General features: G+C 75.5%; 24 protein-coding genes. 13 read left to right on the forward strand and 11 right to left on the reverse strand.

The window, feature by feature from the left end:
- The coding region (locus ACZ51S_RS30460; RefSeq protein WP_468962586.1) for a methionine adenosyltransferase domain-containing protein at positions 1-324 on the forward strand (324 nt) is incomplete at its 5' end.
- A gap of 54 nt (positions 325-378) precedes the next feature.
- Entirely contained in the window at positions 379-2,508 is a 2,130-nt protein-coding gene (locus ACZ51S_RS30465) for a primosomal protein N' (protein WP_468962588.1), read from the forward strand.
- Positions 2,509-2,677: 169 nt separating this feature from the next.
- Here ACZ51S_RS30465 and ACZ51S_RS30470 read toward each other — a convergent pair whose 3' ends face one another.
- Complete coding sequence (locus tag ACZ51S_RS30470; RefSeq protein ID WP_388943620.1) at positions 2,678-3,208, reverse strand: hypothetical protein; 531 nt, start codon at positions 3,206-3,208, stop codon at positions 2,678-2,680.
- Positions 3,209-3,456: 248 nt separating this feature from the next.
- Between ACZ51S_RS30470 and fmt the strand changes: the two genes are divergently transcribed.
- Together fmt and ACZ51S_RS30480 are read left to right on the forward strand one after the other, a co-directional pair.
- Complete coding sequence (fmt, locus tag ACZ51S_RS30475; protein WP_388943623.1) at positions 3,457-4,401, forward strand: methionyl-tRNA formyltransferase; 945 nt, start codon at positions 3,457-3,459, stop codon at positions 4,399-4,401.
- Positions 4,402-4,453: 52 nt separating this feature from the next.
- Positions 4,454-5,920 carry an RsmB/NOP family class I SAM-dependent RNA methyltransferase gene (locus tag ACZ51S_RS30480; RefSeq protein WP_468477022.1) on the forward strand — a complete coding sequence of 489 codons (1,467 nt, stop codon included), beginning with the start codon at positions 4,454-4,456 and terminating at the stop codon, positions 5,918-5,920.
- Between the two features lie 18 nt (positions 5,921-5,938).
- Here ACZ51S_RS30480 and ACZ51S_RS30485 read toward each other — a convergent pair whose 3' ends face one another.
- Entirely contained in the window at positions 5,939-7,192 is a 1,254-nt protein-coding gene (locus tag ACZ51S_RS30485) for an MFS transporter (RefSeq protein ID WP_468477021.1), read from the reverse strand.
- Between the two features lie 133 nt (positions 7,193-7,325).
- Between ACZ51S_RS30485 and rpe the strand changes: the two genes are divergently transcribed.
- From rpe to ACZ51S_RS30510, 5 genes are all read left to right on the forward strand, one after another.
- Entirely contained in the window at positions 7,326-8,012 is a 687-nt protein-coding gene (gene rpe / locus ACZ51S_RS30490; protein WP_468477020.1) for a ribulose-phosphate 3-epimerase, read from the forward strand.
- A gap of 138 nt (positions 8,013-8,150) precedes the next feature.
- Positions 8,151-9,164 (forward strand): sugar-binding transcriptional regulator, encoded by a 1,014-nt coding sequence (locus ACZ51S_RS30495; RefSeq protein ID WP_042800630.1) that lies wholly within the window; start codon positions 8,151-8,153, stop codon positions 9,162-9,164.
- 141 nt (positions 9,165-9,305) lie between these two features.
- On the forward strand, positions 9,306-9,527 hold the full coding sequence (locus ACZ51S_RS30500) for a hypothetical protein (protein ID WP_388943635.1): 222 nt from the start codon (positions 9,306-9,308) through the stop codon (positions 9,525-9,527).
- Between the two features lie 49 nt (positions 9,528-9,576).
- Complete coding sequence (locus ACZ51S_RS30505) at positions 9,577-10,014, forward strand: guanyl-specific ribonuclease (RefSeq protein WP_468803789.1); 438 nt, start codon at positions 9,577-9,579, stop codon at positions 10,012-10,014.
- Complete coding sequence (locus ACZ51S_RS30510) at positions 10,011-10,385, forward strand: barstar family protein (RefSeq protein ID WP_468888317.1); 375 nt, start codon at positions 10,011-10,013, stop codon at positions 10,383-10,385. The genes ACZ51S_RS30505 and ACZ51S_RS30510 overlap by 4 nt, the downstream gene beginning before the upstream one ends.
- A gap of 76 nt (positions 10,386-10,461) precedes the next feature.
- On the opposite strand, the gene ACZ51S_RS30515 is transcribed toward ACZ51S_RS30510, so the two are convergent.
- Positions 10,462-10,608, reverse strand: coding sequence for a hypothetical protein (locus ACZ51S_RS30515; protein ID WP_468477018.1), 147 nt, complete (start codon positions 10,606-10,608; stop codon positions 10,462-10,464).
- Between the two features lie 35 nt (positions 10,609-10,643).
- Entirely contained in the window at positions 10,644-11,009 is a 366-nt protein-coding gene (locus ACZ51S_RS30520; RefSeq protein WP_468962590.1) for a cupin domain-containing protein, read from the reverse strand.
- A 238-nt stretch (positions 11,010-11,247) separates the two neighbouring features.
- On the opposite strand from ACZ51S_RS30520, the gene ACZ51S_RS30525 reads away from it, so the two are divergent.
- A complete protein-coding gene (locus ACZ51S_RS30525; RefSeq protein WP_468477016.1) occupies positions 11,248-12,690 on the forward strand; it encodes a GuaB1 family IMP dehydrogenase-related protein in 1,443 nt (480 codons plus the stop codon).
- A 78-nt stretch (positions 12,691-12,768) separates the two neighbouring features.
- Here ACZ51S_RS30525 and ACZ51S_RS30530 read toward each other — a convergent pair whose 3' ends face one another.
- The 6 genes from ACZ51S_RS30530 to ACZ51S_RS30555 all read right to left on the reverse strand — a co-directional run bounded on the left by ACZ51S_RS30530 (position 12,769) and on the right by ACZ51S_RS30555 (position 19,408).
- Complete coding sequence (locus tag ACZ51S_RS30530; protein WP_468477015.1) at positions 12,769-14,025, reverse strand: sensor histidine kinase; 1,257 nt, start codon at positions 14,023-14,025, stop codon at positions 12,769-12,771.
- A complete protein-coding gene (locus ACZ51S_RS30535; protein WP_468803787.1) occupies positions 14,022-15,761 on the reverse strand; it encodes a sodium/solute symporter in 1,740 nt (579 codons plus the stop codon). Before ACZ51S_RS30535 ends, ACZ51S_RS30530 begins: the two co-directional genes overlap by 4 nt.
- Before the next feature lie 117 nt (positions 15,762-15,878).
- Entirely contained in the window at positions 15,879-16,154 is a 276-nt protein-coding gene (locus ACZ51S_RS30540; protein WP_388943656.1) for a hypothetical protein, read from the reverse strand.
- Between the two features lie 212 nt (positions 16,155-16,366).
- Positions 16,367-17,176 (reverse strand): LytR/AlgR family response regulator transcription factor, encoded by an 810-nt coding sequence (locus ACZ51S_RS30545; protein ID WP_468962592.1) that lies wholly within the window; start codon positions 17,174-17,176, stop codon positions 16,367-16,369.
- A gap of 132 nt (positions 17,177-17,308) precedes the next feature.
- Positions 17,309-18,247, reverse strand: coding sequence for an SCO0930 family lipoprotein (locus ACZ51S_RS30550; RefSeq protein ID WP_468962634.1), 939 nt, complete (start codon positions 18,245-18,247; stop codon positions 17,309-17,311).
- 144 nt (positions 18,248-18,391) lie between these two features.
- Positions 18,392-19,408, reverse strand: coding sequence for a GDSL-type esterase/lipase family protein (locus ACZ51S_RS30555; protein ID WP_468477012.1), 1,017 nt, complete (start codon positions 19,406-19,408; stop codon positions 18,392-18,394).
- A gap of 508 nt (positions 19,409-19,916) precedes the next feature.
- Between ACZ51S_RS30555 and ACZ51S_RS30560 the strand changes: the two genes are divergently transcribed.
- The 3 genes from ACZ51S_RS30560 to ACZ51S_RS30570 are packed head-to-tail and all read left to right on the forward strand — an operon-like array spanning position 19,917 to position 26,523.
- Positions 19,917-21,386, forward strand: a complete 1,470-nt coding sequence (locus ACZ51S_RS30560) for an amino acid transporter (RefSeq protein ID WP_468477011.1) — start codon at positions 19,917-19,919, stop codon at positions 21,384-21,386.
- Between the two features lie 10 nt (positions 21,387-21,396).
- Entirely contained in the window at positions 21,397-21,852 is a 456-nt protein-coding gene (locus tag ACZ51S_RS30565; protein ID WP_007262967.1) for an Lrp/AsnC family transcriptional regulator, read from the forward strand.
- A gap of 48 nt (positions 21,853-21,900) precedes the next feature.
- Positions 21,901-26,523, forward strand: coding sequence for a thioesterase domain-containing protein (locus tag ACZ51S_RS30570; protein WP_468962594.1), 4,623 nt, complete (start codon positions 21,901-21,903; stop codon positions 26,521-26,523).
- Here ACZ51S_RS30570 and ACZ51S_RS30575 read toward each other — a convergent pair.
- Positions 26,513-26,809 (reverse strand): WhiB family transcriptional regulator, encoded by a 297-nt coding sequence (locus ACZ51S_RS30575; protein WP_468477009.1) that lies wholly within the window; start codon positions 26,807-26,809, stop codon positions 26,513-26,515. The genes ACZ51S_RS30570 and ACZ51S_RS30575 overlap by 11 nt on opposite strands.
- Positions 26,810-27,000 lie beyond the last annotated feature (191 nt).

Here is a 27,000-nt window from a genome sequence, read left to right on the forward strand (position 1 = left end):
ATGCGCTGGGTCGCGAAGAACGTGGTCGCCGCCGGTCTGGCCGCGCGCTGCGAGGTCCAGGTCGCCTACGCGATCGGCAAGGCCGAGCCCGTCGGCCTCTTCGTCGAGACCTTCGGCACCGCCAAGGTCGACGTCCAGAAGATCGAGGACGCCATCGCCGAGGTCTTCGACCTCCGCCCCGCCGCGATCATCCGCGACCTCGACCTGCTGCGCCCCATCTACGCCCAGACGGCCGCCTACGGCCACTTCGGCCGCGAGCTCCCCGACTTCACCTGGGAGCGCACCGACCGCGTCGACGCCCTGCGCGCCGCCGCCGGCCTGTAAGCGGCGCAGCCGCCCGACGAACGGCCCCGGACCCTCGTGGTCCGGGGCCGTTCGATGTCAGTGGGGTTTGCTAGAAATGCCTGTGTGAGCAGCGCGAACGAGTCCCAGCCGGAACAGCTCGCCCTGATCCGGGAAATGGTCGCCGAGGCGAAGGCCAAGGCGCCCAAGGCGAAGCCGCGCACCTGGCGGGGGGCCGCCGTGGCCGAGGAGCTGCCCGTCGCCCGGGTCCTCGTGAACAAGGGCGTCCTCCACCTCGACCGGCTCTTCGACTACGCCGTGCCCGCCGAGCTGTCGGAGGCCGCCCAGCCCGGCGTGCGCGTCCGGGTCCGCTTCGGCGCGGGCGGACACCGGGTGCACGGCGGCCGCCGCGAGGGCGGCGGGCTCATCGACGGCTTCATCGTGGAACGGCGTGCCGAGTCCGACTACGAAGGGGCCCTGGCCGCCCTCGCCCAGGTGGTCTCGCCCGAGGTGGTCCTCGGCCCGGGCATGCTGGCCCTCGCCCGGGCCGTCGCCGACCGGTACGCCGGAAGCCTGGCCGACGTGCTCCAGCTGGCCCTGCCCCCGCGCAGCGCCCGGGCCGAGGCCAGGCCCTCGCCCGCACCGCTGCCCCCGCCCTCCGCTCCCGAGCCCGGCGGCTGGACCCGCTACGGCGCCGGGCCCGCCTTCCTGCGGGCCCTGGCCTCCGGAGGCACCCCCCGCGCGGTGTGGACGGCGCTGCCCGGTCCCGGCTGGGCCGACGAGCTCGCCCGGGCCATGGCGGCCACCCTCGCCTCCGGGCGCGGTGCCCTCGCGGTGGTGCCCGACGGGCGCACCGCCGCCCGGGTCGACACCGCCCTCACCGCCCTGCTGGGCGAGGGGAGGCACGCGCTGCTGACCGCCGAGTCCGGCCCCGAGAAGCGCTACGGGCAGTGGCTCGCGGTGAGCCGGGGTTCCGTCCGCGCCGTCGTCGGCACCCGGGCGGCGATGTTCGCCCCCGTACGCGACCTCGGGCTGGTCGCGGTCTGGGACGACGGCGACTCCAGCCACAGCGACGACCACGCCCCCTTCCCGCACGTGCGGGAGGTGCTGGAGCTCCGCGCGGTCAGCGACGGCTGCGGCTTCCTGGCCGGGAGCACCAGCTGTACCGTCGAGGCCGCCCAGCTGGTGGAGTCCGGCTGGGCCCGGCCGCTCGTCGCGGACCGCGAGACCGTACGGGCCGTCGCGCCCCGCATCCGGACCGTCGGCGACGAGCTGCTGGCCCGGGACGGGGCGGCCCGCGCCGCCCGGCTGCCCAGCCTGGCCTGGGAGACCGTACGGGAGGGCCTGAAGAGCGGGCCCGTACTGGTCCAGGTGCCGCGGCGCGGGTACGTGCCCCGGCTGGCCTGCGAGCGCTGCCGGACGCCCGCCCGCTGCACGGTGTGCGCCGGGCCGCTGGAGGCCCCCGACGAGCGGGAGCTGCACTGCGGCTGGTGCGGGCGGGCCGAGAGCGCCTGGCACTGCGAGGAGTGCGGCTCCTTCCGGCTGCGGGCCCAGGTGGTGGGCGCGCGGCGGACCGCCGAGGAGCTGGGCCGCGCCTTCCCCGCCGTTCCCGTACGGACCTCCGGGCGCGACCACGTGCTGGACGAGGTGCCCGACCGCCCCGCACTGGTGGTGTGCACCCCGGGCGCCGAGCCGGTCGCGGTGGGCGCCGGCTACGCGGCCGCGCTGCTGCTGGACGGCTGGGCGATGCTCGGCAGGCCCGACCTGCGCGCCGGGGAGGACGCCCTGCGCCGCTGGATCGCCGCCGCCTCGCTGGTCCGCGGCGACGGGCAGGTGGTGGTGGTCGCCGAGCCGACGCTGCGGCCCGTGCAGGCCCTGGTGCGCTGGGACCCGGTCGGGCACGCCGTGCGGGAACTGGCCGAGCGGGCCCAGCTGGGCTTCCCGCCGGTGTCCCGGATGGCCGCGGTGGCCGGCCGGGCGGACGCGCTGGAGGCCTTCCTCGAAGCCGCCGACCTGCCGGCGGACGCGGAGGTCCTGGGGCCCGTACCGCTGCCCGGGCGGCGCGGCGAGCCCTCCCCGGGGGAACGGGCACTGGTGCGGGTCCCGCCGGGGAGCGGGGCCGCGCTGGCCCGGGCGCTGAAGGAGGCGCAGGCCGCCCGGCTGGCGCGGGGGGTTCCGGCGGGGGAGGCGGTCCGGGTCCGGATCGACCCCCCGGACATCGGCTGACCCGGCGCACGCGCCGGGTCCGGTGGCCCGGAGCGGGAGGGCGCGGGCACCGGTCGGGCCCGGACGTGCGAAACCCCGGCGGGGCGGCCACTGGGCCGCCCCGCCGGGGGTGGGTACCGCGCCGCGCCCGGCCGTCGGGGGTCGGCGTCCCGGCGGAGGCGGGCGGCGGTCAGCCGTTGCGGGGGCCGGGGAAGGCCGAGGTGCGGCCCGCCGGTACGGCCGTGGCGCCGGCCTGCGCATCCTCGCGCACGGGTTGCGGGGGGACCGAGCGCGCCGCCGGGATGGTGGGGACCGGTCCCAGGGTGCGGGTCGTGGTGCCCTCGGACAGCGGCTCCGCGGCCTCGGCGGCCTGCGCGCGGCGTGCGCCGTAGCGGCGGTGCACGGCCTGCTTGGTGACGCCGAGCGCCGAGCCGACGGCGTCCCAGGAGAAGCCGAGGGAGCGGTCGAAGTCCACCGCGGCGGTGACCAGCGTCTCGACGCTGTCCCTCAGCTCCTGCGCGAGCCGGACGGTGGGGGCGGGGGCCCTGCCGTAGACGACGAAGCCCGTGGAGGGCCCGGAGCGGCGCGGACGGTACACGTTCCCGAGCTGGGCCGTGAGCGTCCGCAGTGCGTCCACCTGCCGGCGAACCCGCTCGATGTCCCGCACCAGGAGGTGCAGGCTGGCCCGTGCTTGGGCGTCATGGGTGGCGTGGTCGGCCATGGAGAAGCCTCTCGAACCGGTGCTGGAGAGCGGATCGGGCCGCAGACACCGTTCTTGATCGCGGCCCGTTTCGGTCAATCTCTCTTGACCAACGCGTCAGCGGGCGCCCAGGTCACGCACTGGGGGCGTGTCGGCATATGCGAGGGGCGCGTGTGTGTGCGTACGCCCCCCGATACCGCAGGTGGGCCCGGGTGGGCGTCCCATAGACTGGTGTGCTGCTGACAGCCGAGATAGCGAGGTAGGACCCAGTGAAGCTCGTCTTCGCAGGCACCCCCGAGGTCGCCGTACCCGCCCTGGACGCCCTGATCGCCTCCGGGCGCCACGAGGTCGCTGCCGTCGTCACCCGGCCCGACGCCCCCGCCGGGCGCGGGCGGCGCCTGGTCGCCAGCCCCGTGGCCGAGCGCGCCGAGGAGGCCGGCATCGAGGTCCTCAAGCCGGTCCGGCCCCGCGACGAGGAGTTCCAGGCCCGGCTGCGGGAGATCGCCCCGGACTGCTGCCCGGTCGTCGCGTACGGGGCGCTGATCCCCAAGAGCGCGCTCGACATCCCCCGCCACGGCTGGGTCAACCTGCACTTCTCGCTGCTGCCGAGCTGGCGCGGGGCGGCTCCCGTCCAGCACTCGATCATGGCGGGGGACCAGGTCACCGGTGCCTCCACCTTCCGCATCGAGGAGGGCCTCGACACCGGTCCGGTCTTCGGGGTCCTCACCGAGGAGATCCGCCCGACCGACACCAGCGGCGACCTGCTGACCCGCCTCGCCTTCGCCGGGTCCGGACTGCTGTCCGCGACCATGGACGGGATCGAGGACGGCAGCCTGCGCGCAATGGAGCAGCCCGCGGAGGGAGTCTCCCTCGCGCCGAAGATCACCGTCGAGGACGCCCGGGTCGACTGGAACGCGCCCGCGCTGCGCGCCGACCGCGTGGTGCGCGGCTGCACCCCCGCCCCGGGGGCCTGGACCGTCTTCCGCGGCGAGCGCCTCAAGCTGATCTCCCTCGGGCTCGTCCCCGAGCGCACCGACCTCGCCCCCGGCGTGTTGGCCCCGGCCAAGAACAACGTCCACGTGGGCACCGGCTCGCACGCCGTCGAGCTGCTCTGGGTGCAGCCGCAGGGCAAGAAGCCGATGAAGGGCGCCGACTGGGCCCGCGGGGTGCGCATCGCCCCCGGCGAGCGCCTGGGCGCGCCCGTCGTAGGCTGATCCCGAGCCTCCCCTTCGCAACCGCACCTCGTAACCCCGGAGCACCTTTCACGTGAGCGAACAGCCCCGTCGTCGTCCCGCGCCCAAGACGGGCGCCGGCAAGCAGGCCAAGCCCTACCGCCGGCCGCAGAAGGACCCCGTCCGGATGCTGGCCTTCGAGGCGCTGCGGGCGGTGGACGAGCGCGACGCGTACGCGAACCTGGTCCTGCCCCCGCTGCTGAAGAAGGCCCGGCAGGACGAGCGGTTCCAGGCGCGCGACGCGGCCCTGGCGACCGAGCTGGTCTACGGGACCCTGCGCCGGCAGGGCACGTACGACGCGGTCATCGCCGCCTGCGTGGACCGGCCGCTGCGCGAGGTGGACCCGCCGGTCCTGGACGTGCTCTCGCTCGGCGCGCACCAGCTGCTGGGGACCCGCATCCCCACCCACGCGGCGGTCTCCGCCAGCGTGGAGCTGGCCCGCGTGGTGCTCGGCGACGGGCGGGCGAAGTTCGTCAACGCCGTGCTGCGCAAGATCGCCGCCCATGACCTGGAGGGCTGGCTGGAGCGGGTCGCGCCGCCGTACGAGGAGGACGCCGAGGAGCACCTGGCGGTCTACCACTCCCACCCCCGCTGGGTGGTCAGCGCCCTGTGGGACGCGCTGGGCGGTGGCCGCGCCGGGATCGAGGACCTGCTGGAGGCCGACAACGAGCGGCCCGAGGTGACGCTGGTGGCACGCCCCGGCCGGTCCACGCCGCAGGAGCTGCTGGAGGCGGTCGGCGAGGACTCGGCGCTGCCGGGGCGCTGGTCCCCGTACGCCGTCCGGATGGCCGAGGGCGGCGAGCCCGGCGCGCTGGAGGCGGTGCGCGAGGGACGCGCCGGTGTGCAGGACGAGGGCAGCCAGCTGGTGGCCATGGCCCTGGCGGCGGTCCCGGTCGAGGGCCGTGACGAGCGGTGGCTGGACGGCTGCGCGGGTCCGGGCGGCAAGGCGGCGCTGCTGGGCGCGCTGGCGGCGCGGCGCGGGGCGTTCCTGCTGGCCTCCGAGAAGCAGCCGCACCGGGCGCGCCTGGTCGAGCGGGCCCTGTCCGGGAACCCGGGTCCGTACCAGGTCATCGCGGCCGACGGCACCCGGCCGCCGTGGCTGCCGGGCTCCTTCGACCGGGTCCTGATGGACGTCCCCTGTTCGGGCCTGGGGGCGCTGCGGCGCCGTCCGGAGGCCCGCTGGCGGCGTCGCCCGGAGGACCTGGAGGGCTTCGCGCCGCTCCAGCGGGCCCTGCTGCGCGAGGCCCTGTCCGCCGTGCGCGTGGGCGGTGTCGTGGGCTACGCGACCTGCTCCCCGCACCTGGCGGAGACGCGGGTGGTCGTGGACGACGTCCTCAAGGGCCGGGGCGCCGGGGCGCAGCCGGTGGCGGCCGAACTGATCGACGCCCGTCCGTACATGGAGGGCGTACCGGCGCTGGGCGACGGCCCGGACGTCCAGCTGTGGCCGCACCTGCACGGTACGGACGCCATGTACCTGGCCCTGCTGCGCCGGACGGCCTGAGCTCCCGGGCGGCGGCGGTCAGCCTTCCACGGAGCGCCGGCCGCGGATCGGCGACAGCAGCGTCGGTACGAAGGAGAGCGCCAGGAGGGCCGCGCCGGCCCAGAGGGTGGTGCGCAGGCCGGCGAGCTCCGCGAGGAGACCGGAGGCGGCCGAGCCGAGGGCGATGGCGCCGGTCAGCATGAACCGGAAGGTGGCGTTCATGCGGCCGAGGAGCGGGTCCGGGGTCAGGTGCTGGCGGAGGCTGACGCCGAGGACGTTGCCGCTGCCGATCGTCACGGTGGACACGAGCCAGCCCGCCCCGGCCACCCACAGCCACGGCCCGCGGTCCGCCATCGGAACCAGCAGGGCCGCCGGTGTCAGGCTCAGGGTCAGGGCGGGGCCGTAGCCCGCCCGGGCCGCGAAGGGCCGGGCCAGGCGGGCGCCGCACAGCAGCCCGGCCCCGCCCGCGGCCCAGAACAGGCCGAGCGCCCCGGCGGAGAGGCCGAGCTCGGCCACGAAGAGCACCGGCAGCATGGCGTTGATCATGGAGCCGCCCAGGTTGTTCAGACTGGCCGTCAGTGCCAGGGCGCGGAGCTCGGGGTGGCCCAGTACGTGCCTCAGCCCCTCGGAGATCTGGGCGCGCAGCGGGATCCGCGCGGCGGCGGGCGGCTTGGGGACCGGACGGAGGCTCAGCATCCGCAGGCCGGAGCCGAGGTGCCCGAGGGCCGCGCAGGCCAGCGCGACGGGGGCGGTCAGCAAGGCGATCAGGGCGCCGCCCGCGCCCCGGCCCGCGATGTTCGCGACGGCCATCAGGGTCGCCAGGGCGGCGTTCGCGCGGACCAGGCCGCCCCGGCCGACGAGCTGGGGCAGGGCGCTCTGGGAGCCGACCTCGCCGAACACGGTGGCGCAGCCGGTGAGGAGCACGACGGCGTACAGCTGGGGCAGGGTGAGCACGTCCAGCCACCAGGCGAGCGGGAGCGAGGCGACGAGCCCGGCCCGGGCGAGGTCGGCGGTGATCAGGACCCGGCGGGTGCGCAGGCGGTCCACCCAGGCGCCGGCCGGGAGGCCGATGAGCAGGAAGGCGGCGGTGGACAGGGCCGCGAGGGCGCCGACCTGGGCGGGGCTCGCGTCGAGGGCGGTCAGGGCGAGCAGCGGGACGGCGATGTATCCGGTGTTGGCGGCGAACTGGCTCAGGGCCGCGGCGCCGAACAGGGCGCGGAAATCGGGATTGCGCCAGGGGCCGTCGTCGGCGGGTGGAACGGTGGGGGTACCGGTGGCGGGGGCGGTTGTCATGTACGTAACGCTGGCCGCGACCACGGCGAAGGACAAGCGAGTATCGGTGGCTTGATCAATTAAGCTGTGCTACGACAACGGCGAGTTCCGGGGCCGTGGCCGGAAGTGCCCGGGGGCATGGCAGGCTTGGGGCATGGCCGTTCAGATCAATCCCAGCATCCTGTCCGCCGACTTCGCCCGTCTCGCCGAGGAGGCCAGGGCCGTCGAGGGGGCCGACTGGCTGCACGTCGACGTCATGGACAACCATTTCGTCCCGAACCTGACCCTCGGCGTGCCGATCGTCGAATCCCTCAGCCGGGCCACGGACATCCCGCTGGACCTGCACCTGATGATCGAGGACCCGGACCGCTGGGCGCCGCAGTACGTGGAGGCCGGGGCCGGCTCGGTCACCTTCCACGCCGAGGCCGCCGCGGCCCCCGTGCGCCTCGCGCGGGAGATCCGGGCCAAGGGCGCACGGGCGGCCATGGCGCTCAAGCCCGGCACCCCGATCGAGCAGTACGAGGACATCCTCCCCGAGCTCGACATGGTGCTGATCATGACGGTCGAGCCCGGCTTCGGCGGCCAGTCCTTCCTCGACATCATGCTCCCCAAGGTCCGCCGGACCCGGGAGCTGATCGCCAAGCACGGGCTCGACCTCTGGCTCCAGGTCGACGGCGGGGTCTCGGCCACGACGATCGAGCGGGTCGCCGAGGCCGGCGCGGACGTGTTCGTGGCGGGCAGCGCGGTCTACGGGGCGGTCGACCCCGCCGCCGCGGTCCGCACCCTGCGCGAGCAGGCGGGCGCGGCCATCGCCGCCGCGCCCTGGGCCTGCGGCCACTGAGGCGGGCGCCAGGGGACGGCTCGGTGAACGGAAGCCGTCCAGGCTGATCAATGGCCGTTGGATCTGACAGGATGAACGGCGAGTCGAGAGTGTGAACACGACAGTGTGAACAGCAGTGAGGAGAGCGCGGTGTCTGCAATGTCGGCGGGACGGTCAGCCCTGCGGATGGGACCCGCGGAGCTGGTGCAGGCGGCGGCCATGGCGCGCCGCTTCTACCTGGAGGGCAAGTCCAAGATCCAGATCGCCGAGGAGTTCGGCGTGAGCCGCTTCAAGGTGGCCCGGGTCCTGGAGACCGCCCTCGAACGCGACCTCGTACGCATCGAGATCCGGGTACCGGCGGAACTGGACGCGGAGCGCTCCGACGCGCTCCGCGCCCGCTACGGGCTGCGGCACGCCGTCGTGGTGGAATCGCCCGCCGACGCGAGCGAGGACGCCCCGGACCCGGAGAACCTCGGCGCGGTGGCGGCCGACCTGCTCGGTGAGCTCGTCAACGAGGGTGACGTGCTCGGGCTGGCGTGGGGGCGGTCGACCATCCACATGGCCGCCTCCCTGCACCGGCTGCCCCCCTGCACCGTCGTCCAGCTGACCGGCGTGTACGACGCCGGGACCGCCGAGCGCGGCTCGGTGGAGGCCGTACGCAGGGCCGCGCAGGTCTCCGGCGGGGACGCCCACCCGATCTACGCCCCGATGCTGCTCCCCGACCCGGCGACCGCGGCCGCGCTGCGCAGCCAGACCGGGATCGCGCGGGCCTTCGAGTACTTCGACAAGGTGACCGTCGCGGCCGTGTCCATCGGTTCCTGGGAGCCGGGGATCTCGACCGTCCACGACATGCTGACCGACGAGGAGCGGGCCCACTACGCCTCGCTCGGCGTCGCAGCCGAGATGTCCGCCCACCTCTTCGACAAGGAGGGCCGCCGGGTCGGACGGGACCTGGGCGAGCGCTGCATCACCGTCGAGGCGGACCGGCTGCGCCGGATCCCCGAGGTCGTGGCGATCGCGGGCGGGCTGCGCAAGGCCTCCGCCATCGGCGCGGTGCTCCGCTCCGGGCTGGTGACCAGCCTCGTCACGGACACGGCGGTCGCCGACTACCTGCTGACGGAGTCCGAGCCCGGGCTGCGGCCGGCCCTGGACCGGGCCGACCCCGACGACTGACGGGGACGCCCGGACCGGGCCGGCGCCGACGGCCGACGGGCGCGTTCCGGGCGGTGCCGCGGGGGCGTCCGGGGCGAAGGGTGCGCAATCGAGACCTGCGCATGGGGCCGCGGGGCGCTCCGGGGGCGCATACTGGTTCTGATGACCAAGTCAGCAGTACCTCGCCGTCATTTGCCGTCAAGCCCGTTCAAGGCCCCCGCTGAGCCGCCCCTGAGGCGGTTCGACGTCGGCGACCGGGTCAGTCACGACGAGCACGGCCTCGGCCGTGTCGTCGGTGTGGAGGAGGGGGTCGCCGTCCTCGTCGACTTCGGATCGGTCCAGAAGCGCATCCTGAGTCCTTACTTCAAGATGTCCGCACTCTGACACCGCCTGGCTGTTCGCCACCGGATCGGATATTTGGCACGATCGGGGCATGATCCTCAGGAGCGTGCCCCGATCGTTGACGCGTGCGCTCGGAGTCCTGTTCCTGTGCGCCGCGTTGACCGCTGCCCTGGCGGGCTGCGGTGCCAAGGACGCCCCGGCGCGGCTCCCGTCCGCGGCGAGCACCGCCGCGGCCCCCGCGTGGGCCGAGGGCATGCCGACCGTACGGGCCGACGCGCTGCCGCCGCAGGCCCGCGAGGTGCTCGCGCTCATCGACAAGGGCGGCCCGTACGCCCACCGGCAGGACGGGACCGTCTTCGGCAACTTCGAGAAGGTCCTGCCGAGGCGCGAGCGCGGCTACTACCACGAGTACACGGTGCGCACGCCGGGCGAGCGCGGCCGCGGGGCGCGGCGGATCGTGACGGGTCGGGGCGGGGAGTTCTACTACACGGACGACCACTACGAGACCTTCAAGGCGGTTCTGCGATGAGCCTCGACCCGCGGCCGCTCGCGCCCGCCCTGGCCGCCGCGCAGGAGGCCGGCTGGAGCGTCGTACGGCTGGACCTGGACGGCGTGCGGAGCAAGGCGGCGCTGATGCGGCGCTGCGCGCGGGCCCTGGGGGCGCCGGAGTGGTTCGGCGGGAACTGGGACGCGCTGGCCGACGTACTGGCCGACCTGTCCTGGCTGCCCGAGGCGCCCGGGCGGCTGCTGGCGGTGACCTCGTGGCGCGGCTACGCCGCCGACCGGCCGGACGACTGGGACATCCTGAGGGAGATCCTGGAGGGGGCGGCGGACTTCTGGCGGGAGCAGGACGGCGCTCCCGCGCTGACGGTGCTGCTGGCCGGGCCGGAGCCGCACTGAGACATCGGCCGGGGTGCCGGTGCGCCGGCCGTGGTGCGTCCGGCCGGGGCCGGCCCGGGCCGGCCCCGGCCGGGTGTCACTCCGCCTTCGCGGCCTCCGGCTGCCAGGGCGGGGTCTGGCCCCAGGACCAGACGGGGACCTTCGCCGCGTCCACCGGCGGCGGGTTCGGGCCCGAGTAGATCAGGGCCATCCGGGTGCCCCACTCGATGTAGTAGACGAACACCGCCCGGAACTCCGGGTCCGCCGGCAGCCCGACCTCTACCCGGCCCCGCCCTTCACGTGGTCGATGACCTCGCGGAACTCCGCGGTCGGGGAGAACTCCACGAACTCGGTGTCCTCCAGCGCCACCGGGACGTGCCCGGGCGACCAGTAGTAGGCGTCCCCCGCCCCGTACTCCTCGTCCCCCTGCGCCGTGCGCATCCTGAGGCGGCCCCTGAGGATGTACCCCCAGTGCGGGCACTGGCACATGTCCTCGGGCATCCCCTTGAGGGGCTCGCTCATGTCCGTGCCCTCGGGAAGGCGGAAGAACCCCACGGTGAGGTCCCCGCCGATCTCCTTGAGCCGTACCTCCAGGCCGTCGCCCTCCAGCTCGAGGGGCGTGCCTTCCCGCGTCGTCTTCGCCATGGCTCCTCCCGCCAGACCGGTGGAATCGTCCTCCTCCCACTCTCCGTCCGGCGGTCCGCGCCCGCCCGGCGGGACGGAGGTCCCGTAGGAAACGACCAGGCGGCCCGGAATGTCCTGGACGATCGGCCGGGGCGGCATGAACGCCAGGTCGTGGGAGAATGAAGTACGTGCGTTTCCTCGGCTGGCTGCCCCGTCGAGGCCGTAGAAAGATCCTTCGATCGACTGGGATGTTCAGCACGTGCGTTTCCTCAATGACCTGAAGCCGCCGTACGACCTGACGTACGACGATGTGTTCATGGTGCCGAGCCGCTCCGCGGTCGGCTCCCGCCAGGGCGTGGACCTCTCTTCGCCCGACGGCACCGGCACCACCATTCCCCTCGTCGTGGCGAACATGACCGCCATCGCGGGCCGCCGGATGGCCGAGACCGTCGCCCGCCGGGGTGGAATCGTCGTCATCCCCCAGGACATCCCGATCGAGGTCGTCACCGACGTCATCTCCTGGGTCAAGACCCGCCACCTCGTGCTCGACACCCCGATCACGCTGGCGCCCACCCAGACCGTCGCCGACGCGCTGTCGCTGCTGCCCAAGCGGGCCCACGGCGCCGGCGTGGTCGTCGACGCGGACAACCGCCCGGTCGGCGTGGTGACCGACCACGACCTCACCGGCGTGGACCGCTTCACCCAGCTCTCCGAGGTCATGTCGAAGGAGCTCCTGCTCATCGACGCCGACATCGACCCCCGCGACGCCTTCAACCAGCTCGACGCGGGCCACCGCAAGCTGGCCCCGGCCGTCGACGGGGACGGCAAGCTGGTCGGCATCCTGACCCGCAAGGGCGCCCTGCGCGCGACCCTCTACACCCCGGCCACCGACGCGAACGGCAAGCTGCGCATCGCGGCCGCCGTCGGCATCAACGGCGACTTCGTGGGCAAGGCCAAGCAGCTGCTCGACGCCGGCGTGGACACCCTCGTCATCGACACGGCCCACGGCCACCAGGAGTCGATGATCAACGCGATCAAGGCCGTCCGCGCCCTGGACCCGCAGGTCCCGATCGTGGCCGGCAACATCGTCGCCGCCGACGGCGTCAAGGACCTCATCGAGGCCGGCGCCGACATCATCAAGGTCGGCGTGGGCCCCGGCGCCATGTGCACCACCCGCATGATGACCGGCGTGGGCCGCCCGCAGTTCTCCGCGGTGCTGGAGTGCGCGGCCGAGGCCAAGAAGTACGGCAAGCACGTCTGGGCCGACGGCGGCGTCCGTCACCCGCGCGACGTGGCGATGGCGCTGGCCGCCGGCGCCTCCAACGTCATGATCGGCTCCTGGTTCGCCGGTACGTACGAGTCCCCGGGCGACCTCCAGCAGTCCGCCGAGGGCCACCTGTACAAGGAGTCCTTCGGCATGGCCTCGGCGCGCGCCGTGCGCAACCGCACCTCGGAGGAGTCGGCCTACGACCGCGCCCGCAAGGCGCTGTTCGAGGAGGGCATCTCCACCTCGCGGATGTTCCTCGACCCGGCCCGCCCGGGCGTCGAGGACCTGATCGACTCGATCATCGCGGGCGTCCGCTCCTCCTGCACCTACGCCGGTGCCGGCTCCCTGGCCGAGTTCGAGGAGAAGGCCGTCGTCGGCATCCAGTCCGCCGCCGGCTACGCCGAGGGCAAGCCGCTGCACGCCAGCTGGAGCTGACAGAGCCCGTACCCGTGGCCCCCTTCCCCGCCGTGCCGGCGGGGAAGGGGGCCACGGGCGTTTCCCGGGAAGGCAGGGTCAGTCCTGCCGGGGCTCAGGACGCCCCGGACCCGGCGCCGAGGTGTGGACCCCCGGGCGGTACTTGGGGATCCGGACGGTGACCTTCATCCCGGCCCCGACAGCCGTCTCCACGACGAGCCCGTACGCGTCCCCGTACACCTGGCGCATCCGCTCGTCGACGTTGGGCAGCCCGATCCCCGACGCGGACCCCGCCCGGTCCCCGGCCAGGATCCGCCGCAGCCGCTCCGGATCCATCCCCACGCCGTTGTCCTCGATGGTCAGCACCGCCTCCGCGCCCGCGTCCCGCGCCGCGATGGTGATCCGGCACTCCTCCGTGGAGTCCTCCACCCCGTGCTTGACGGCGTTCTCCACCAGCGGCTGCAGACACAGGAACGGCAGCGCCACCGGCAGCACTTCGGGCGCCACCTGCAAGGTCACCTTCAGCCGGTCCCCGAACCGGGCCCCGGCCAGCGAGAGATACCGCTCGATCGACCGCAGCTCCTCGGCCAGCGTGGTGAACTCCCCGTGCCGGCGGAAGGAGTAGCGCGTGAAATCGGCGAACTCCAGCAGCAGCTCCCGCGCCCGCTCCGGATCCGTCCGCACGAACGAGGCGATCGCCGCGAGGGAGTTGAAGATGAAGTGCGGGGAGATCTGCGCCCGCAGCGCCTTGATCTCCGCCTCCATCAGCCGGGTCCGCGCCCGGTCCAGCTCCGACAGCTCCAGCTGTACGGAGACCCAGCGCGCCACCTCCGTCGCGGCCCGCACCAGCACGGCCGACTCCCGCGACCCGTACGCGACCAGCGCCCCCAGCACCCCGTCCTCACCGGTCAGCGGCGCGAACACCGCCCACTTCAGCGGGCACCCCGGCCGCTGGCACTCCGTGCGCAGGCTCTGGCTGCGCCCCGACTCCAGCATCACCGCCACCCGGGCCATCGCCCGCCGCTCGTGGTGGTCGGCGCCCGGCCCGTCCCAGGCCAGCACCGTCTCCCGGTCCGTCAGGCACAGCGCCTCCGTCCCGAGCAGCGACCGCAGCCGCCGCGCCGCCTTGCGCGCGGCGTCCTCCGTGAGACCCGCCCGCAGCGGGGGAGCGGCCAGCGAAGCGGTGTGCAGCGTGTGGAAGGTGGCCCGCTCGACCGGCGTGCCCAGGTCCAGCCCCGCCACCCGCTCCCCGCGCCGCGCCTGCCACCGGCCCCCGGCCCAGCCCGCCCCCAGCCCCAGCAGCAGCGCTGCCCCCGCCACCGCCGGCACCAGCTCCGCCGCCCCCGCACCCGTCACCGGGCACCCCCCGCCGCCCGTTCCCCGGCCACGCCCTCGGGCAGGTGCAGCCGCGCCAGCGCGGCCGCCGTCCCCGCCGGAACCCGGGACCGGGTCGCCAGCGACACCAGCACCATCGTCAGGAACCCCAGCGGCACCGACCACACCGCCGGCCAGGCCAGCAGCGCGTGCGCCCACCCCCTCGGCGCGACCCCGCCCCGCGTCACCAGCACCGCGCCCAGCGCGGCCCCGCCGCCCGTGAGCAGCCCGGCGACCGCCCCCGGCGGGGTCAGACCCCGCCACCAGATCCCGAGCACCAGCAGCGGGCAGAACGAGGACGCCGACACCGCGAACGCCAGCCCGACCGCGTCCGCCACCGGCACCCGGGTGCTCACCGCCGCGCCCGCCAGCGGCACCGCCATCGCCACCACCACCGCGAGGCGGAAGCTCCCCACGCCGCGCCGGGGCAGCACGTCCTGGTGCAGCACCCCCGCCACCGCCATCGTCAGCCCGGAGGCCGTCGACAGGAACGCCGCGAAGGCGCCGCCGGCCAGCAGCGCCCCCAGCAGCTCCCCGAGCAGCCCGCCCAGCACCCGCTCCGGCAGCACCAGCACCGCCGCGTCCGCGTCCCCGGTCAGCGCGAGCTCGGGCGCGTAGATCCGGCCCAGCGCCCCGTACACCTGGGGCAGCAGGTAGAAGACCCCGAGCAGTGCCAGCACCACCAGGGTGGTGCGCCGGGCGGCCCGCCCGTCCGGGCTGGTGTAGAAGCGCACCGCGACGTGCGGCAGGCCCATCGTGCCGAGGAAGGTGGCCAGGATCAGCCCGTACGTGGCGTACAGCCGGTACTCGCCGTCGCCCCCGGACAGCGGCTGCGGCCGGCCCGGCGCGTCCGGTGCCGCGCCCGCCGGCGAGGCGGCGTCCGGAACCGCCGTCCCGCGCCGGAACTCCAGCCGGGCGCCCGCCTCCACCGTGTGCCGGCCGGGCGTCAGGGTCAGCGGGGCGCCCGCGTGGTCGCGCCCGTCCACCCGGCCCGTCACCGTCACGGCGAGCGGCGCGTCCACCGACAGCCGGACGTCGTGCCCGAGGGTGACGGCGGTGTGCTCCCGGAAGACGGCCGGGGCGTCGAAGGAGGCGCGCGGCGCCCCGTCCCCGGCCCAGGCCGCCAGCAGGAAGAAGGCCGGCACCAGCAGGGCGCAGAGCTTGAGCCAGTACTGGAAGGCCTGGACGAAGGTGATGCTGCGCATCCCGCCCGCGGCGACGGCCGCCGTGACCACGGACGCCACGACCATCCCGCCCGCCCAGTGCGGGGCCCCGGTCAGCACGGTCAGGGTCAGCCCCGCCCCCTGGAGCTGCGGCACCAGGTACAGCCAGCCCACGCCGAGCACGAACACCACCGCGATCCGCCGCACGGCCCGCGACTGGAGCCGGCCCTCCGCGAAGTCCGGCAGCGTGTACGCGCCCGAGCGCCGCAGCGGAGCCGCGACCAGCACCAGCAGCACCAGGTACCCGGCCGTGTAGCCGACGGGGTACCAGAGCATCCGCGGCCCCTGGAGCAGCACCAGCCCGGCGACACCGAGGAAGGAGGCGGCGGAGAGGTACTCCCCGCCGATCGCCGCCGCGTTCAGTCGGGGGCCGACGGTGCGCGAGGCCACGTAGAAGTCCGAGGTGGTCCGGGATATCCGCAGCCCCAGCGCGCCGACCAGCACCGTCACCACGACGACGGCGGTGACCGCGGTCAGCGCGTACGTCTGGTTCACCGGAGGGTCCTTCGACGGGGGAGGGGATCCCGGGGAGTCTACGCAGCGCCTCCGCGCGGCAACAGGGCCGTTCCGGCCCGCGCCCCTGCCCGTTCCGCCCGGTGCGCGGGCGCGCCGTCACACGGCCGGATCGCGGTGTTCCGCGCAGTCTCGCAGGGCGATCTCCAGCTCCACGTACGACTCCTCCGCGCGCCGGAAGGCGAGGATCAGGGACGCCTCCGCACGCGGCGGCAGCCGGTGACGGGTGCCCTCCTGGGCCTCGTACAGCACGTCGGCCCAGCGGGCGGCCGCGCTGCGCAGCCCGGCGAGCAGCTCCTCGGCCTCGGCGGGTCCCGGGGGCGGGGTGCGGGGCAGTCCGCTCAGCGCGTCCAACAGCGCCTCGATCTCGGACATGTCGCTCCTCCCGGGCCGGATGGTCCACGATATGCCCGCCCGGCTCCCGCCGTGGGCCACTCCGGGAACCCCTGCGGCCGACGGGCCCGGCGGATCGCCGTACGCCCCTCCCGGCGCGACGAACGGCGCGCCGGCACGCCGGGCGGTCGCAGGGCGTGCCGGGGAGCCGGCCGCACCGCCGCCCGGTCCGGGGCGGCCCCGGGGCGGCCCGTCTAGCCCGTCGCCTGGCGCATCAGCAGGTCCCGGAGCTGGCGTGCGTGGCGGCGGCTGACCTGGAGTTCGGCCGGGCCCACGCGGACGCTGGTGGTGCCCGCGTCCAGCCGGAGTTCGTCGATCCGGCCCAGCGCCACCAGATGCCGGCGGTGGATCCGTACGAAGCCGTGCGGGGCCCAGCGTTCCTCCAGGGTGGACAGCGGGATCCGCACGAGGTGGCTGCCCCCGTCCGTGTGCAGCCGGGCGTAGTCCCCCTGGGCCTCCACGTACGCGATGTCCGCGATGGCCACGAACCGGGTGACCCCGCCGAGTTCGACGGCGATCTGCTCCGGGGTCCGGTCGGTGGCGGGCGCCCCGGGAGCCGGCCGGCGCGGCGCCGGCACGGCCTGCCGCTCCGGCGCCTCCTCCCGGGCGGGCCCGGCGAGCAGCTCGCGGGCCCGCCGGACGGCCTCGGCCAGCCGCTCCGGCCGCACCGGCTTGAGCACGTAGTCCACGGCCTTGAGGTCGAAGGCCTGCACCGCGAAGCCCTCGTGCGCCGTGACGAACACGATCAGCGGCGGCCGGGCGAAGCCGGCCAGCAGCCGGGCGATGTCCAGCCCGGTCAGCCCGGCCATCTGGATGTCCAGGAAGACCACGTCGATGGCGTCGGGCCCGTCCGGCCCGCTCTCCACCGCGCGGGTGATCCGGCGCAGTGCCCCGGTGGCGTCCGAGGCGCCTTCGGCGCTGCGCACCCGGGGGTCGGAGCGCAGCAGGTAGAGGAGTTCCTCCAGGAGCGGCTTCTCGTCGTCGACGGCCAGTACGCGCAGCATGGGCCGAGTCTAGGTCGTCTCTTGCGGGCCTCGCCGGTCCAGCCGGGCACGGGCCGGGCCCGGGCGCACGGTGCGCGGCCCCCGCCCGGGGGGAGGGAGGCGGGGACCGCGCGGTTCCGGGTGGGGGCGGGGCTACGGGGCGGTGATGAGCGCCCCGTCGGGGGCGACGGCGTACCAGGTGCCGCCGACGCCCTGCCCGTTGGTGTCGCCGGGCTTCTTGTCGCCGGCGAAGGTGTAGAGGGGCCAGCAGTTGACCGTCTGCTGCTTCTTGCCGTCGGGGCGGTCCAGGACCAGGTAGTTCTTCTCGGTGATCCCCTTGGTGCCGGCCCGGTCCACCGGCGGTACCACCGGCCACTTGGCCAGGCAGTCCCCGGTGCACTTGGAGACCATGGGCCAGGCGGTGTCCGGCTTGAAGCGGTAGACGGTCATGCCGTTGCCGTCGACGATGTGCTCGCCCAGTACGGGGTCCTTGGCCACGGTCAGGGCGGCCGGGGCCCGCCCGGCCGCGGGGGGAGCGGCGGCCGCCGCCTTCGCGGCCTTCTTCCCGTCGGGGGCGAAGGCGAACCAGGTGCCGCCGACGCCCTGTCCGTTCAGGTCTCCGGCCTTGGTGTCCTTCGCGAAGCGGTACACGGGCCAGCCCGCCACCGTCAGCTGCTTGCCGCCGTCCTTGCGGACCACCTCGCCCAGCAGGGCCGGGTCCATGCCGGAGGCGGCCGTCACCTCGCCCGCCGCCACCACCGGCCAGGCCTTCGCGCAGTCCCCCTCGCAGGTGGAGGCGGGCGGCTTGGCGGTGTCCTTGTCGAAGCGGTACAGGGTGAAGCCCGCGCTGTCGGTGAGCACCGGCCCCAGCTGGTCGGTGGCCGCGATCGCCAGCTGCCCGGCCGGCTTGGCGTCGCCGGCCTCCTGGGCGGCCTGCTGTCCCCCGGCGTAGGGGTCGGCGGCGGGAGCCTGGACGGAGGCGGCCCCGGCCGGCCGGGCCGCGCCGTCCTTTCCGTTCGCGCCGCAGGCGGTCGCCGCCAGAGTGGCGACGACCGCGACGGCGGCCAGGGAAGTTCCGCGCTTGATGCCCATGGTGTTCTCTCCCACGTGTGTGTCCGCCGGGTCCGCGACCTGTCCGGTGCGTCCGCGTCGTCGCGTCCTCGGACCCGGCTGCTTGTGGGGGACACGGCGCCGCGGGGGCGCCCTGTTCAGCGGGAGCGGTATGGCGTGTTTCACTCACCCGGCGTCGAACCCGGCCCGCCGCAGGGCCGTGACCACAGCGAGGCCGAGCACCTGGTGCCCGGCGTCGTTGGGGTGCAGCCCGTCCGCGAGGTGCTCGGGTCCGAGCACGTCCCGCCCCGGCAGCAGCGCCAGCCGGCCGTCCCCGGCGGCGACCCGGTCCCGGACGGCCCGCTCCATGGCGTCCCGGAGCGCGCCCAGGGTGGCGCCGAGGCGGTTGGGGGCGCGTTCGGCGTCGGGACGCAGCACGGGGGACAGGAGCAGCAGGGGGGTCCGCGGGTGGCCCTCGCGGACCAGGTCGAGGAACACGCGCGTGGTCTCGTACAGCAGCGGTGCCGTGAAGGGCACCCGGGACCAGCAGTTGGTGCCGAAGGCGAGGGTGAGGACGTCGGCCGGGAGCGCGGCGATCTGCTCGGCGGTGGCGAGTTCCCCGCGCGCGGCGCCCGCGTAGCCGAGGTTCACGGTGTCGAAGCCCAGCTCGCGGCCCGCGACGGCGGGCCAGCCGTGGGCGGGGCGGGTGGACCACCAGCCCTCGGTGATGGAGTCCCCGTGCACCACCCAGCGCGGGGCCGCGGGGGCGGGGACGAGCTCGCCGCCGATCCCGCGCAGCCCCAGGACCAGCGGGGACTGCCCCTCGGGCGGGTACAGGGTGAACGGGCCCCGCTGCCGGGGCAGGTCGAGGCGCACCACGGATTCCGCGGCGGGCTCGGTGAAGACCTCGGTGAGCGGCCCGTGCCGGTTCCACAGGGCGAAGCCGTGCGCGAGGTCGCGCAGCGCGTCGGTGGGGCCGGGCACGGTGGCCCGGTAGCGGACCTCCACCGCGTGCGCCGTCCGCGTCGTGAACTCCAGCCGCACCCCGATCGGGAGGGCGGCCCGCTCGCCGGTGTCCCAGGGCAGCCGCATGGTGTCGGCCGGGTCGGCGCGCACCGGGCGCCCCCCGTCCAGCCAGGCGACCCCGCGCAGGAAGGGTCCGGGGTCCTGCCACGGCCCGTCGGGGCCCAGTGGTGCTCTCACTCCGCGTCTCCGATCGTCGGGTACGGGGACGGCGCGCCGTCCCCGCCGTCCACGACCGGCGTCTGCCCCGTCACGGCCGGGGCAGCGGCGGGGCGGGGAGGTGCGGGGCGCGGGCGGTGCCGGCGGTCCCGGCGGCCCGGGCCGGCCCGGCGGGGTGCGGGGGCGATCCCGTGGAGCGGGTCCGGGTCCAGGAGGCACGCTGCGACAGATCTGACGAGGTGTCAAGAAAGACGTCCCGAGGGGGTCCGTGCAGCGATCGATCATCAGTGCGCAACAAACGTCCATGCCGGACGGATCCGCGCAACGATCGTCCGTCAATGTGCAAGGATGGTGCATTACGGGCGGTATCACTCAGCTCGTAGGCTCACCCCCTGTACGTGGAGTGGCGCAGACCGCCTGCTCGGCGGTCCCCCCATGCCCAGACGGCCCGAACCCGTCTGTCAACTGCTCCGGACCGCTGCGGTCGACGCCCGACCCGTCCCCATCCGCAGTGTCAAAGGAGTCCCCCGTGCTCGACCAGGGCCAGGCACCCCCGCTCTCCCCGGAGACGCGCAAGCCCGTGAACCCGCTGCTGCGCCGCAAGCCCGTCGAGCGACTCGTCGCCGAGGGCGGTCAGGGCGAGGGCGGCACGCTGCGCCGCTCGCTCACCATGTGGCAGCTGACGATGATCAGCATCGGCGCCACCCTGGGCACCGGCATCTTCGTCGTCCTCGGCACCGCGGCCCCCAAGGCCGGCCCCGCCGTCACGATCTCCTTCGTGATCGCGGGCCTGACCGCCCTGTTCTCGGCCCTGTCCTACGCGGAGCTGGCCGGCTCCGTCCCGGTCTCCGGCTCCTCGTACTCGTACTCGTACGCCACCATGGGCGAGCTCGTCGCCTGGATCTGCGGCTGGTGCCTGATCCTGGAGTACGCCGTCTCCGTCGCGGCCGTCGCCGTCGGCTGGGGCCAGTACCTCAACGAGTTCCTCGACGGGACCATAGGCGTCACCATCCCCGAATCGGTCTCCGCCCCGCTGGGCGAGGGCGGCCTCATCAACCTGCCGGCGCTGGTCGTCGTCCTGCTCTCGATGGTCTTCCTGATGCGCGGCGCCAAGGAGAGCGCCACCGTCAACTCGATCATGGTCGCGGTGAAGATCGTCACCCTGCTGCTCTTCATCGGCATCGGTGTCCTCGGCATCAAGGCCGGCAACTACACCCCGCTCGCCCCGCTGGGCATGACCGGCATCGCCGCCGGCGCCTCCACCCTCTTCTTCTCCTACATCGGCTTCGACGCCGCCTCCACCGCCGGTGAGGAGGCCAAGAACCCGAAGAAGGACCTGCCGCGCGCGATCATGCTCTCGCTGGCCATCGTCACCGTCCTCTACGTCCTCGTCGCCTTCGTCGCCGTCGGCGCCATGCCGTGGCAGGACTTCGAGGGCACCGAGGCCGCGCTCGCGCAGATCATGACCGACGTCACCGGCACCAGCGTCTGGGGCGTCGTCCTCGCCGCCGGCGCCGTCGTCGCGATCTTCTCCGTCGTCTTCGCCGTGCTCTACGGCCAGACCCGCATCCTCTTCGCGATGTCCCGCGACGGCCTCGTCCCCAAGGTCTTCGCCAAGGTCGACGAGAAGACCGGCGCCCCCCGCGCCAACGTGGTGATCGTCTCCGTGTTCTGCGGCGTCCTCGCGGCCTTCATCCCGCTGGGCAAGCTCGCCGACGCCACCAGCATCGGCACCCTCTTCGCCTTCGGTCTGGTCAACGTGGCCGTCGTCATCCTGCGCGTCAAGCGTCCCGACATGCCGCGCTCCTTCAAGGTGGCGCTCTTCCCCGTCACCCCGATCCTGGGCTTCCTCGCCTGCGGCTTCATGATGTTCAGCCTCGATATGGCCACGTGGATGGTCTTCGGTGGCTGGATGGTCGCGGGCCTCGTGTTCTACTTCCTGTACGGCATCCGCCGCTCCCGACTGGCCATCGAAGAAGTGGCCACAGCAGAGAAGTGATCCGCCCGCAGTGCGACTGAACGATCTCGACGAACGCATCGTGCACGCCCTTGCCGAGGACGCCCGCCGCTCCTACGCGGACATCGGCTCCGAGGTCGGGCTGTCGGCCCCGGCGGTGAAGCGGCGCGTGGACCGGCTGCGGGCCGAAGGCGCCATCACCGGCTTCACCGTCCGCGTGGACCCCGCCGCGATGGGCTGGGAGACCGAGGGCTTCATCGAGATCTACTGCCGCCACAACACCTCGCCGGACGACATCCGGCGAGGGCTGGAGCGGTACCCCGAGGTGGTGTCCGCGTCGACCGTCACCGGCGACGCGGACGCCCTCGTCCAGGTCTTCGCCTCCGACATGAGGCACTTCGAGCGCGTCCTGGAGCGCATCGCGGGCGAGCCCTTCGTGGAGCGCACGAAGTCCGTACTCGTCCTGTCCCCCCTGCTGCGCCGCTTCACCTCGGGCGCACCCGCCTGACCGGGGCCGTCAGCGGGGCTGTCACAGGCCCGTGCCAGGATCCGGCACATGAAGATCCAGATCCCGCCGCCGGCCGAACCGCGCACCTCGACCGTCTACGCCGACTGGGCCCGGGCCCACGACCCGGCCGCCGGGCCGGCGGCCGCCGCGCTGCTCGACGAGGTCGGGCGGACGATCCACCGGGCGTACGAGAAGCCCGGACGGTTCGTCGACGGCCTCGAACGGCGGGTACGGGAACTGGCGCCGGCCCACCTCCCCTGGTTCTGGGACACCGTCGGGCACCGGCTGGCCGCCTGGCACCTGCGCTCCGCCGCCCGCGCCTACGCCCTGGCCCGCAAGGCCGAGGACACCCACCGCCTCCCCGTCGACCCCGACTGGCACCGCGCCAACGTCCTGCTGTACGCCCGCGCCGGGGCCCTGCCCGCCGCCGCGCTCAGCGCCCACCAGGCCTGGCTGGCCGGAGCCCTGGAACCGGGCGCCGCACACGAGGAGTACGTACGGGTCCTGCGCGCCTGGGCCGCCTCGCCCGGGCAGCTCCCCGCCGACCTGGCCCGCCGCGTCCGGCTCTCGGCCCGCGCCGCCGGCCTGGACGCCGCCGAGGAGGCCCGCGTCCTGGGCCTCGTGCTCGCCGCCGCCCGGGGCAAGGAGATCCCCGACCGGCTGCTCGACGCCGCCACGCCCCTGCTGACCGCCCACCCCCCGGCGCCGGACGCCGCCACCCTGCTCCTCGACCTGTTCCCCGAGAGCCGCGGCGACGCCTCCTCCTGGCTGCGCCTGCTCCTCGGCTGCGGCGCCGCCCAGGCCGCCGCCGCCGGGCGGATCGCCCCCGAGGGCGGCCTCACCGGCTGGTTCTCCCGGTACGCGGGCCGCTACGCCCACGGCCGCAGCGGCGGCGGGGTCATGCGCCAGCCCATGCCCGCCGAACTCTTCGCCCTGCTCGCCCTCTTCGCCCCCCGGCTGCGCGCCTCCGGGACCCCGCTGCGGCTGCACGAGGACCGCTACCGCTACCGGGGGCTGGACGCCGACCTCCTCGACGCCTGCCTCGCCGAGGGCATCGCCGTCGAGGACCCCGGAGTCGCCGTCGAGCTGGTGTTCTGGGGCGGCCGCTCCCGGCGCGACCTCAAGACGCTCGCGGCCGACCCCGTCTTCGGGCCCCGCCTGGAAGGCACCGTCCACGCCGGCCTGCGCGGCTCCGGCACCGCCATCAGCCGCCTCCCGCACAACGCGGGCATCGCCGCCGAGGTGCACGGCCGCGTCGAGAACCTCCTCGGCGCCCTGCGCGGCGGCGGCCTCGCCGCGGCCGACGAAGCCGTCGACGAGCTCCGCACCCTCCTCGACCGGCCCACCGCCCGCGCCCTGGACGGCATCGACGAAGCCCTCGCCGCACTCGACCTGACCGGCCCGCTCGGCCGTGCCCTGCGCGCCGGACTCCCCGAGGAATACGGCTGGCCCGCCCTCGAAGAGGCCGTCGCCGGCCTCGGCGGCCCCGCCGCCGTCACCGGAGTGACCTGCACCTGGCCCCTCCTGACCGTCTACGGCCCCGACCGGGCCGTCACCGTCGACCACGCGGGCCCGCGCGCCTCCTGCTCCTTCCGGCTGCCCGAGGACGCCGCCGGGCTCACCGTGCACTACGTCGGCGGACGGTTCCTCGTCGCCTGGACCGACAGGTCCCAGGGCTCCTTCGGCGAGCTCGCCTTCTGGACCGACCGCCCCGACGAGGTCTTCGAGCCCGAGCAGAAACTCGGCCTGCGCCGCTACGGCGGCATGATCCAGGGTGGCCTGGGCTACCACTTCGAAACCCCGGACGGCGGCGGACGCCACGAGGGCGGCTCCGTCCTGCGCCCCGGCGGCCGGGAGGGCATCGGCTCCTACGACTTCCAGATGACCGACGGCCGCCACTACTGGAGCACCGGCGGCCTCGGACGCCGCCGGGAGGCCCTCACCCGCGTCGACCCGCACACGGGCGAGCCCCGACCGGACACCGCACCGCCGGACTTCCACGCCCGGGCCGAGCTCCCGCCCGGCACGGAACGCTTCGAGGACTCCTGCCAGACCCTCGCCGCCCTGCCCGCCGACGCCCCCGCGTCCCCGCTCGGCCAGGACGGCCGCCTCACCGGCTTCCGCGTCCTCAACCGCACCCCCTACCCGGGCCCCTCGCCGACCGAGTTCCTGCTGGAGGGCGTCGACGGCCGCCGCGCCGCCTACCGCAGCCGGCGCCCGGGCCGCAAACCCTGGGCGGTCCTGCGCATGCCCCGGGGCGGCGAGGACGCCGTGCTCGTCGGCCAGGAGTCCATCCGCTGCCACGCCGCCGAGGACAACTCCCTCCTGTGGCAGGTGCACGGCTTCCCCGGCTCCGACCGGCGCCGCACCCCCGGCTTCGGCGAAGCCGCGGGCCCCGTCCCGCCACCCGCCTTCTGGCACTTCCTCACCCCGCGCTGCGAGGCCTCCTCCACGACCCTGCGCGCCCTGGACGACACCGCCGTGCGGGCCCTGCTCGACGCCGCCGTCGCCGGGGACCCGGCCCCCGCGCTGCCCGGCGGGCTCGAACCGCGCATCGCCGCCGGTGCCGCGCGGGCCGCCCTGCTCGCCGCCGACGTCCTGCGGCGCCTGCGCGAGCTCGCCCGGCGGGTCGCCGTGATGCGCGCCGAGCCGGTCGTCTCCCTGTGCGCCGAAGTCCCCGACTCCGTGCTCGTCCCCGCCCTCCACCAGCTCGTCCCGCACCGCCCCCGCCGCTACGACGAGCCCGCGCCCGCCCCGCGGCCCGCGCTGCTCACCGCCGTCGCCGCCGACGGGCGCCACCTGCGCGGCGAGATCGGCGACGAGGCGCGCGTCCTGGCCCGGCCCGCCGCCCCCGGGACCTGGGAGCCACTGGTCGGCGGGATCGGCGCCGTCGCCTGGCGGGCCGCCGCCGCGACCACCCCCGACGAGGAGCGGACGGCACTGGCCGCACTGCTGGAGACCTGGAGCGGGCAGCCCTTCGCCGAGGCCGGCGGCACCTGGCGAACCGGCCGGGCCGGGGAGGCGGCGCTGGCGGCCCTCCGGGCCGCAGGGCACACCCTGGCCTCCGGAGCCGCCCGCGACGGCCTGGCCCCGTTCCTCCAGCGGGCCGCGGACCCCGCCCCCGCCGACGCCCGGGACTGCGCGACCGCCACCGTCGAGCACGACGACTCCGTACGCCTGCCCCGGCTGCTGGAGCTGCTCGCCGGGCGCGGCCCGCTGGCGGTGACTCCCGCCGCCCGGGAGGCCTTCGCACGGCTGACCGGAGTCCGGGTCCCGGTGGCGTGCCTGGTCCTCGCCGGGTTCCCCGGCCGCGAGGACCACCGCGCGCACCTCGCGCTGCTGGCCTCCGCCCCGTTCAAGGCCGGCCGGACCCTCGCCGAGGAGTACGACGCCCTCTGCCGCCGCCTCGGCGACGCGGGCCGGCGCGCGGTCCTCGCCGCCGGCGTCCCGGCGGACCCGGCCGAGCTGTGGGAGCCGGACGGGACGCTCCGGGCCGCCGAACGGATGGCCGGCGTCTGGACCGGGCTCCTGGGCGCCGAGGAGTACGTGGACGAGGAACTCGCCGCCTCCCTGGAGGCCGAGCTCGGCCTGCCCCCGGCCTGGGCCCGCGCCCTGCCCGCCGGACGGGCCCCCGCCGGGGCGTCCTTCGGCGAGGACGGCCTGGTGCTGGCCGGTACCCGGACCGGCGGGATCCACCTGCACCACGCCGGGCCGGACGGCGCCGCCGGGGAGTGGATCGACGCCGGGCGGCCCGCGCACCACGAGGCCGCGTCCGTGATCGCCTGGGCCCTGACCGAGCGGCCCGTCGGGGACCCGGCCGCCCGGGGCGCCCTGGCCCTGTACGGGCGGCTGCGGGCCCAGCTGGAGGGTCCCGGCGCCCTCGTCCCCCTCGGCGGCTTCTTCGACGAGCTGGCCGGCATCGCCCGGACCGACCCGGAGTTCACCCCGTACGCGGGACCCGTCCTGCCCTCCCCGCAGCCGCCGCGGGAGGGGACGGCCGGGCCCTCCGCCCTCCTGGACGACGGGCTGTTCGTGGTGGCCGTGCCCAGCGGCGACAGCTTCCTGCGGCCGGCCGCCCTCGCCGACCCGCGGCGGACGGCCCGGGCCGAGCGGCTGGCCGCCACGGTGCGGGAGGGCTACCTGCTGACCGTCCTGCGACGGCACCGGGACCTCTTCGACGGCCTCGCCCGGCTGGCGGCCCGCGCCACGGACACACCGGTCCCCGAGGGCCGCTACGAGGCCGATCCGGCCCTCAGCGCCCCCGAGCTCGTCGCGGAGGCCGCCGGATCCCTCGGGGTCGGGCCCGACGCCGCGGCCCTCTACCTCCAGCTGCTGGCCCTGGCCCGCCCCACGGACCGCGCCGTCCGCCGCTGGAACGGCTGGACGGCGGCGCGGCACAAGGCCGCGCAGGCGGAGCTGGCGGCGTCCGGCGCCGTGGAGAGCGGCAAGCGGCCCCGCGCGGGACGCACCCTGTTCGTCCCGGGCGGGTGGACGGAGCTCAGGGCCCCGCACCTCCCGGTGGAGTACGCCAAGCTGGCCGCGCACCTGGCGTCGGCCTCCGGTACGACGCTCCACGCCCCGCTGCTGCGCCTGCTCGCGCCGCTGCCCCCGCACGAGCTGTTCGCCCGGGCCTGGGCGGCGGCGGCCGCCGGAGGGACGCTCACACGGTGACGGGGCGCTGCGCGGCGGGGCCGGTCAGCGCGCGGCGCTCCTCCTCGGTCAGCCCGCCCCAGACGCCGAAGGGCTCGCGGGTGCGCAGCGCGTGCTCCAGGCAGGCCGCGCGGACCGGGCAGCCTGCGCAGACTTCCTTCGCGGCGCGGTCCCGGTCCTCGCGTTCCTCACCCCGCTCACCGGCGGGGTGGTAGAACCGGCTGGGTCCGAGCGCCCGGCAGGCGGCCCGGGACTGCCACTGCCAGTGGTGGAGGGCGGCGCCGGGCAGACGTGAGAGGTCGGTCATGGTGGCTCCTTCCAGTGGCCTCGTCCCGCGTCTGACCGCTCGGAGCGCACTGAAACCCGCAACCGCCGCACCGGCGGCAAGCGGGAGCGCGGCGGCGGTCCGGACGACCGCTGATCTGCTGCGTGTTCATCGCCACGGCCGTCTTCCCGCCGCCCGCGCTCCCGTCCCGCCGACGCTACGGGCACCTGCGG

The sequence above is a fragment of the Streptomyces sp. NPDC034043 genome (assembly GCF_055575675.1).